At 39.9% G+C, this 9,561-nt stretch carries 6 protein-coding genes; 2 read left to right on the forward strand and 4 right to left on the reverse strand.

The annotated features are described in order from the left end of the window. Positions 1-2,819, forward strand: a 2,819-nt coding sequence (locus ACEW8U_RS11670) for an ABC transporter permease/M1 family aminopeptidase (RefSeq protein ID WP_373522219.1), incomplete at its 5' end; no start/stop codon positions are given. 205 nt (positions 2,820-3,024) lie between these two features. Here the strand turns inward: ACEW8U_RS11670 and ACEW8U_RS11675 are convergent. The 4 genes from ACEW8U_RS11675 to ACEW8U_RS11690 form a co-directional block, all read right to left on the reverse strand. Next, positions 3,025-3,369 (reverse strand): PIN domain-containing protein, encoded by a 345-nt coding sequence (locus tag ACEW8U_RS11675; protein WP_373522224.1) that lies wholly within the window; start codon positions 3,367-3,369, stop codon positions 3,025-3,027. Between the two features lie 65 nt (positions 3,370-3,434). Continuing rightward, the gene (locus tag ACEW8U_RS11680) at positions 3,435-3,659 is read right to left on the reverse strand and encodes a hypothetical protein (protein ID WP_373522220.1); all 225 of its coding nucleotides are present in this window, start codon (positions 3,657-3,659) and stop codon (positions 3,435-3,437) included. A gap of 130 nt (positions 3,660-3,789) precedes the next feature. Beyond that, positions 3,790-4,344: a hypothetical protein gene (locus ACEW8U_RS11685; protein ID WP_373522221.1), complete on the reverse strand. Its 555-nt coding sequence runs from the start codon at positions 4,342-4,344 to the stop codon at positions 3,790-3,792. Between the two features lie 408 nt (positions 4,345-4,752). Next, complete coding sequence (locus ACEW8U_RS11690) at positions 4,753-5,757, reverse strand: SMP-30/gluconolactonase/LRE family protein (protein ID WP_373522222.1); 1,005 nt, start codon at positions 5,755-5,757, stop codon at positions 4,753-4,755. 129 nt (positions 5,758-5,886) lie between these two features. Between ACEW8U_RS11690 and ACEW8U_RS11695 the strand changes: the two genes are divergently transcribed. Further along, positions 5,887-9,561 (forward strand): RecQ family ATP-dependent DNA helicase (locus ACEW8U_RS11695; RefSeq protein ID WP_373522223.1); only part of this gene is annotated, 3,675 nt, incomplete at its 3' end.

Genomic DNA, 9,561 nt, shown 5'->3' on the forward strand with positions numbered 1-9,561 from the left:
CTGAAAAAGAAGAGGTCTATCAAGCACCTTCCCAAGTCAAGGTTTTCCCGGATTTCTCCAGAAAATATCAGTGGTTAAGCTTAGTGGCTTTGAGTAAAATAGAAGTTAATAATATCCTTAAAGATATTTATTTCAGATCAATCTTTCTTGGAGGATCAATCTTTCTGGCATTGGATTTTTGGATCGGTAATACGCTTTACAGTGTATCTAATTTTCCAGTCACCAGTTTTTTGATGGAATTCAAAGGTTTTGATTACAACCTTTTTGTATTTATCATCATCGTTTTCTTTACAGGAGAATCCATCCACAGAAGCCAATCATCAGGATATGCAACTATCAGTGATACTTTTCCGGTCAAAGATAGCGTTATGTTGACATCCAAGTTTTTGGCAATGGCAGTTGTTACCTTTATCCTAGCAATTATCCCCATTCCAGTAGGAATTGTTGTTCAGATATTAAAGGGGTATTTTTTGTTTGACTTTGATATTTATTTGATAGATAGCTTGTTGATTACCTATCCTGACTACTTGCAGATGGTAATGTTGGTTTTTACAGTACACCTGATTTTCAACAATAAGTTTGCAGGCCATGCCGCAAGCATTGCAGTTTGGGTGGTGATTGGTCTGGTATTGGATTTAGCGAAGGTCAATTTTACTTTGTTCAAGTATTCCTACAAGCCAAGTTATATTTGGTCAGACATGAACGGATTGGGCCATTTCGCTAAATCTTTATTCTGGTTTAACCTTTATTGGACTGCATTTGGATTGTTTTTGGTACTGTTTTTCACTATTTTCTTTACCCGAGGTTCTGAGTCAAGTTTTTCAAGCCGGTGGAAAACTGCAAAGCAACGGCTTAGTTCTCCTGTTGTCAGACTGTCTTTGGTTTTTCTATTTATTGCATTGGGTTCAGGTGCTTTTATTTATAAATCAGTAGTGTATGACAATGGATACCTGACCATCAGGGAGGGTGAAAAAAGGGCCGCCGATTATGAAAAACAACTGAAACAATATCAGTTTATCCCGCAACCAAAAGTAGTTTCTGTTTTTCTGACAGCAGATATTTATCCTGAGGAAAGAAAAGCAGATTTCAAATTGGATCTGACGATTGTTAACAAAACTGACAGTCCCATTGATTCACTGCACATGCATTCTAATTCGTTATCTAATTTCGAGATAATTTATGATGGAAAGCCATTGGAGTATAGATTTCCATTGAGTTATGAAAGGCGAAAATTTGATATTTTCAATCAATATGAACAAAAGCATTGGTACAAAATCCTTCCTTTACCACAGACCATGCAGCCCGGAGATACTTTGCAGATTCAGGTTTTGGCAAATTTGATTAATAAAGGTTTTCCTAATTCAGGTTATGGAAGGGATCTTGTGCACAATGGAACTTTTACAAGTGCTTTCCTGCCAAGTTTCGGTTATAATGAATCCCTTGAGTTGAGTTCCGATGAAATCAGAAAAAAACATGATTTAGATCCCAAGGACACTGATCTTCCAAAACATGATGACCCTTTTGGCTTGAGAAATCTGCTGTTCTCCCAAGATGCGGATTTTGTAAATTTTGAGGCTATCGTAAGTACCTCTGCTAATCAGATTGCAGTAGTGCCTGGATACCTTCAAAAGGAATGGACAGAAAACGATAGAAGGTATTTCCATTACTTACAGGACACGCCTATACAGTATTTCTTTTCTATAGTATCAGCAGATTATGAAGTGCTGTTGGATGAAGTAGCGTTACCAGATGGACAAAAAGTAGCTATCGAAATTTATCATCATCCAAGGCATACCTTTAACCTCGACAGGGGTTTGGCGGCATACAAAGATGGGCTGGTATATTTCTCAGAAAAATATAGTCCTTTTCAGTTCCGACAAATGCGAATTTTGGAATTTCCCCGTTATGCAGGTTTTGCCCAGTCATTTCCCAATACCGTTCCCTTCTCTGAAAGTTTTGGTTGGGTTGCTGATTTCAGCGATCCTAATAGTTTTGATTATGTGTATTTTGTCACAGCCCACGAGCTTGCCCATCAGTGGTGGGCCCATCAGATTGCGCCAAATTATACCAGGGGATCAAATTTGATTTCCGAGGCATTGGCAGAATACTCCGCTCTGATTTTGACCGAAAGGGCCTATGGCAAGGACAATATGAAGCGTTTTCTAAAAGAAGAATTGGACGGATACCTTAGGGGCAGGTCCAGCGAAAGCAAAAAGGAAAATGCTTTCATCAATGCGGATAGGGGTTATATATGGTACCAAAAAGGTTCCTTGGTGCTTTATGCTTTGAGGGATTATATTGGAGATGAGGCAATAGATTCGGCTTTGAAAGGATTCGTAGGAGAGTTTGGACTGAAAGAAACCCCGCCATTTGCAGGCAGTTCTGATTTACTTAAGCATCTGACCCAGAATACTCCTGATTCCTTGCATTATTTCTTGGAAGATACTTGGAATAAAATCACCCTTTATGAAAATAAAGCTGTAGAAGCCACAGCTGAAAAAACCGGGGATGAAGAATATTTGGTGACTTTGATGGTTTCATCTCAAAAATTGTATGCAGACAGTCTCGGTCGTGAAACGCCAGCAATTTATGTTGGCGACTACCTTGACATAGGGATTTTTGCCAAAGAGGATAAAGACGAAAATGGCCGGAACAGGACCAATCCGCTATATATCCATAAACACAAAATAACTCCAGGAGAAACCAAACTACAGATAAAAGTGAAGGGAGGAGTGCCTGTGAAGGCAGGAATTGATCCTTACAACAAGCTTATTGACAGGATACCGGATGACAATGTGATGAATGTAAGTGTGAATTAGGAGGGCCAGTTTTCAGTAGGCAGTTTTCCCGGTACAGGACAACCTTTGGGGTCTTTTTTTGACCCCGAAGGTTTTTTTCTTTAGAGAGGGATAGAAGTGGGAGGTAATAGCTGAAAGACAAAGCTTATTCCGAGTATAGTAGAAGAAAAAACTATGAGGCTCTATACTCAATGATCCGAAGCCACAAGCTTCGGATAGAGGGAAGTTATTCCTCCCAAAAGTTAATAAAACCAAGTTTCATGAGACCCTGTTTAAGCTTCTTATCTCCAGTCCATAGAGGAATTTGAAGCTGAATAGACAGTGCCACAAAAGCAGTATCTTTAATATCAATATTTTTGCAGAGATGGTACGCTTTCTCTTTGCTTTCGTCTTTGATCGTACCTACCGAAACAAAGTTTATTCGGTTTACAATTGAGGAAAAATATTCAAAGAATTCGGGCTCATCAAGTTTTGAATATTTAAATAACTTTTCCTTGTGCTTATATAATTCTATAATGATGAAGTTTGGGGCAAAATAATTCATAGTTTCATCAAAAAGTTTTTCCCTAATTCAAGAAGATTTGGAGATTAAAGCTGATAAAATAATGTTAGTATCTACTACAGCAGCATTTGAAATCATTTGGCAATATTTTTCAAAAACTCTTCACCGTTTTTATCCCACCAATCTTGATTAATTTCTTCAGCTATTTTCAGTATTTTGTCATCAAGAGCAGATTTTTGAGCTAATTCTTCGGTTTTTAATCGCCTAATCAAAGAATCTAAAAATTCCCCAGAGAATCCTTTTTTGTTTAATTTCAGAATAATTTGATTAGTTGTTCTTTCGATTTGAAGATTTTCCATCACTAATTTCTTTTTTCAAATTTAATTAATTCCCTTCACAATGTTTATAGTATCCCGAATTCAACTTTCAGAATTTAGAGCCATAGGCTCCATCCCCAATCACACGAAGCTTCAAGCTTCGGATAACGGATTACAAAAAGTCTTCTTTTTTCAAATCATTATGGACACCTCTTGCCAATCTTCCGGGCATGCTTCCGGGGTATCCGTAAGAAACCCAAATAGGAGAATCAACACCTCTTTCAAAAAGATATACTTGATGGTTTAAGATATCAGGCAATTGTTCCCTTGGCAAGAATCTTTTTTCGGTAATCAAGAGGACAAATTCAATTCTATTTTTTTCCAACAATTCCTCAAATTCTTTGAATTCATATCCTTTGAAATCTTCAAAGATATTTCTGTAATCCCAAACAGTCCCTGATTCTGCAAGATCAATATACTTATCCATTAAATTATCCCTGAAGAACTTTTCCTGTAGGTTGTTGAATTTTCCCTTGATGTAAGTATTATAATTTTCTTCTTTCATATCCTGCAGGTCCTCATGAAGGACAGAATAAAGGATAATATAGCTTTTCAGGGGTTTGCTTGGTTCGGAGATTTTCTTGGTAACGAATGAGCGAGGTGTGCCACAGGAAACCATAAGAAAAGAAGATAATAACAATAGAAGGGAAGTTCGAATCATCTGCATGTTTTTATAGAATAGTTAAGGATAGGACGAATCTTTTCGATTTAAGGTTATTTGGTAAGGGCGTTTACCATATAAAGCAATGAGGACATATAGAAAATCTCCTAAAGGCAAAAAAATAACCACGGATTTCACTGATCAACACAGATGTTGAGGTTTCTTTGTTGTCCGAATGTTACGCCTTCATACTGCTGAGCCTGGAATTCTCAACTCCCCTAAATTAGAGTCCAATAACCAATATCCAAAAATCCGAAATCACAATCATCCGAATTGTTTAACTAATCATGGTTATTATCAAATCCTCCCTTAACTTTTATACTTCCATATAAATCTCCCTTAATTGAAGGTCTCGCATCTCGCCTCTCGCATCTTGCTTCCTACATCTCATTTCTCACATCTCAAATCTACCCCTTACTTCAACCCCATTTTCAACACATAACTATCCGCAGTCATAAAAAAGGTCTTTTCATCAGTGGAAAAAGCACAGTTTGATGTGGCTTCTCCTGTAGCGATTCTTGCCATAGGTTTTCCTTCTGCATCAAATATCCACACTCCGCCTGGACCGGTGGCAAAGATGATTCCTGAACTGTGGACTTTCATGCCGTCAGGCAAACCCTTATAGCCTTCTTTGCCCACATAGGAAGTAGCGTCAAAAAACAGGCTACGGTTGTGGATAAGTCCGTTTTCCCCAACTTCGTATCTAAACCAAACAGCTTGGTCAGGATCGGAATTGGCCATGTAAAAGTATTTTTCATCCGGGCTAAATGCCAGGCCATTTGGCCGGGTAATGCTGTCCAATAGCATTAATTCCCCATCCGTTTTCAGACAAAAGATTCCCTGAAAATCCAACTCCTTAGCCGGGTCATCCATATTGAATTCCAAACCATAAGGTGGGTCAGTGAAGTACATATTTCCGGCCTTATCATAAACCACATCATTGGGACTGTTGAGCCTTTTGCCCTGAAAGTTATCCACAAGGGTGACAAATTTTGAGGCAGGGTTATCCAATGGGGCATCCATCCTTGCCATCCTTCGGTCACCATGTTGGCACATCACCAACCTTCCCTGAGGATCCAAAGTCAGGCCATTGGCACCGACTTCCCCACCTCTTTTTGTTTCTCCTGTATATCCCGAAGGTTTGATATAAATACTGCTTTCCCCATCCTTTACCTGATAGATGGCATTATTGGGGATATCGGTAAAAATCAATGTTTGTGTCTCCTCCAACCATAGTGGCCCTTCGGTCCAGGCATGTCCTGTGGATAAGATTTCCAGTTTTGCATCCGGATCCAGAATTTCCAATATCGTTTTGTCAAAGATTTCAATAAAGGCATCTTGTTTGTAATTCATGTCAGTTTGGGTTTTGGTGCAGGAAAGCAACAGGATGGATACAAAATAAAGTAGTAATCGGTTCATAGGTCAAGGGGTTTGGTGGAGTATGCTTCTAAATTAAATATTATTATTTTGAGGGTAATGCTAAATATTGTTTTTATCAGATATTGATAGATATTGGATATTTATTGATAATAGTTCAAGAAATAAATAATGATAAACCCCATCTGTTTCATCGATATTGAAGTTGAACCCAATAGTGGAAAGATATTGGATTTTGGGGCAATCAATGCCAATCTAAATACCTTCCATTCGCAGAGTCTCAATGGATTTCTGGATTTTATTAAAGATACTTCATTTATTTGCGGCCACAATATTTTTGGACATGACATCATTTATTTTGAAAGGATAGGAATTAAATTTCCCAATTTCATTGACACGCTTTACCTTTCACCCTTACTTTTCCCAAAGCGACCATACCATAATCTTGTCAAGGACGACAAACTTCAATCGGACAGCCTCAACAATCCATTTAATGATGCCCTAAAAGCTAAAGATCTGTTTTTCGATGAACTGAGTGCATTCAGAACCTTGGATGTGGGAGTTCAGGACATTTTTTATGCCCTCCTTCATAATACAGATGCTTTTAAAGGTTTCTTTGGGTTTTTGGATTTCAGTAGGAATGTGGATAATCCTGCAAAGGATATCCGTGAAAAGTTTGACGGATTGCTTTGCACTCATGCCGATATTGAAAGGATGGTTGAAAAGCACCCCATGCCTTTGGCCTATGCGCTTTCACTTATCCACAGCGGTGACCGCTATAGCATTACCCCTCCTTGGGTTCTTCGGCAATTTCCTGAAACCGACCGCTTGATGACCCTGCTTAGGGGCCGCCCTTGCTTGGAGGGTTGTACGTTTTGCAATGAAAAGCATGATATCAAAATAAGTCTGCAGCAGATTTTTGGTTTTGACCAATTCAGATCTTATGGTGGTGAACCTTTGCAGGAAAAGGCGGTGCAGGCTGCCGTGGACAGGAAATCTCTTTTGGCCATCTTTCCTACGGGAGGGGGGAAGTCCATCACTTTCCAATTGCCCGCACTGATGGCGGGGAGAAATGAAATGGCACTTACGGTGGTCATTTCGCCCTTGCAGTCGCTGATGAAAGATCAGGTCGATAACCTTGAAGCCTTGGGAATCACCGAAGCAGTTACCATCAATGGCCTATTGGACCCCATCGAAAGGACCAAATCGTTTGAAAGGGTGGAGGACGGTTCTGCCTCCCTATTGTACATCTCCCCGGAATCCCTTCGCTCCAAATCCATTGAGCGACTTTTGCTTGGCAGAAAAATCAATCGCTTTGTCATAGATGAAGCACATTGTTTTTCTTCCTGGGGTCAGGATTTTAGGATTGATTACCTGTATATCGCAGATTTTATCAAGGCACTGGAAAAAACAAAAAAATTACAGGATCCCATTCCAATTTCCTGCTTTACAGCTACAGCCAAGCAAAAGGTCATAGAAGATATCCGAAGCTATTTCAGGGAAAAACTTTCCCTACATCTAGAAATTTTCCGCTCTACCGTTTCACGTACCAATTTGAAATTTGAGGTGGTAGAAAGGAATAAGGAAGAGGAAAAATATGTGGCACTTCGGGATTTGTTGGAAGCCAAACAATGTCCCAGTATCATCTATGTTTCCCGAACCCGAAAAGCTTTTCTCCTAGCAGAAAGACTGAATAAAGATGGTTTCCAAGCCAGGGCATACCATGGAAAAATGGACAAATCTGAAAAGACCGAAAACCAAAATGCCTTCATTGCCGGAGAGGTGGACATCATGGTAGCCACTTCTGCATTTGGTATGGGAGTGGATAAAAAAGATGTTGGCCTCGTGGTGCATTTTGAGATATCCGATTCGCTGGAAAATTATGTTCAGGAAGCAGGCCGTGCCGGTAGGGACGAAAATATCGAGGCAGACTGTTTTGTTTTGTTTGATGAAGAAGATCTTAGTAAGCATTTTATCCTTCTCAATCAGACCAAACTCACCCTCAAAGAAATTCAACAGGTCTGGAAGGCTATCAAGGAACTGACCCGTTATCGAAAGCATGTGTCCAATTCTGCCCTGGAAATTGCCCGGAAAGCGGGATGGGATGATTCCATTATGGACTTGGAAACTCGTGTGACCACGGCCATTGCCGCCTTGGAAGATGCAGGCTACCTCAAAAGAGGTCAAAATATGCCCAAGATTTTTGCGAACAGCATTCAGACCAAAAATGCACAGGAAGCCATAAATAGAATCGAAAGCTCTTCTCTTTTTTCCGAAAAGCAAAAAGAAAAAGCTACAAGGATCATCAAAAAACTGTTTTCGTCCAAAAGCAGGCAAAAAAATAATGATGAAGAAGCAGAAGCCAGGATTGATTATATCGCTGACCATTTGGGTATGGTCAAAGACGATGTGATTGAAATCATCCAATTGCTCAGGGAAGAAAAAATTCTTGCGGATGCTATGGACCTGAAAGCTTTTGTCAGAAAATCGGAAAAGATCAACCGCTCCTTGGACATAGTAGATGCTTTTGGCTTGTTGGAGAATTTTTTACTACCACAGCTTTCACTAAGTGCTGAGGTCTATAACGTCAAAGAGTTGAACGAATCCGCTGAACTCGAAGGGTTAAAGGATGTAACGCCGATGCGCATTCGTTCGGTTATCAATTATTGGGGGATTAAAAATTGGGTGACTAAAAGATTTTCCAAAACCTCCAAAAACCATGTGGAACTGAAGTTGAACCAGCCCATGGAAGACCTGAAAGAAAAGTTCAGCAAAAGGCATGAACTGTCCAAGTTTATTATCCAATATCTATATGATAGGGCCAATAAACCGGAATCTGACCTACCACTATTTTCCGGGGAGATGCCTGTGGAATTTTCAGTCCATGAATTGAAAGATGGTTTTGAATCTTCATCTGACCTATTTGTGAAGGAATGTACTTCTGCGGAGGTGGAGGATGCCCTTTACTATCTTTCCCGCATAGAATCCCTAAAAATCGAAGGTGGGTTTTTAGTCTTGTACAACAAGCTTACCATCGAAAGGACCGTGGAGGATAACAGGACGCAGTACAAACAGGATGATTACCAAAAGCTTAAAAGCTTCTATGAAAACAAGGTGCAACAGATCCACATCGTTGGGGAATATGCCAAAAAGATGATTGCTGATTATCAGGATGCACTTCAGTTTGTGGAAGATTACTTTCAGATGAATTATCCTTCTTTTCTCAATAAATACTTCAAAGGTGACAGACAAAGTGAAATCAGCCAAAATATCACTCCGGCCAAATTCAAAAAGCTTTTTGGAGAACTTTCCCCTGCGCAATTGAAAATCATCAAGGACAAGGACTCCAAGCATATTGTCGTGGCTGCAGGACCGGGGAGTGGCAAAACCCGGATACTTGTCCACAAATTGGCATCCCTTTTACTCGTTGAAGATGTCAAGCAGGAACAGTTGCTGATGCTTACTTTTTCCCGGGCGGCGGCGACGGAATTTAAAAAGCGGCTGATGGATCTGATTGGGAATGCGGCCCTCTATTTGGACATCAAGACCTTTCATTCTTATTGCTTTGACCTGTTGGGAAAAATGGGGACACTGGAAAAATCCGGGGAAATCATCACACAGGCAACAGCCTTAATCCGTGACAACAAGGCAGAGATAAAGGAAATCACCAAGACAGTATTGGTCATTGATGAAGCCCAAGATATCAGTGCCGAAGAATTTGCCTTGGTGGAAGCACTGATGATTCAGAATGAGGAAATGCGGGTCATTGCTGTCGGGGATGATGATCAGAACATTTATGAATTTCGGGGATCAAGTTCCCAATACCTCGAAAGGTTCATTATTGAA

Origin of the sequence: Aquiflexum sp., from assembly GCF_041751335.1 — a bacterium.
Lineage (GTDB): Bacteria > Bacteroidota > Bacteroidia > Cytophagales > Cyclobacteriaceae > Aquiflexum.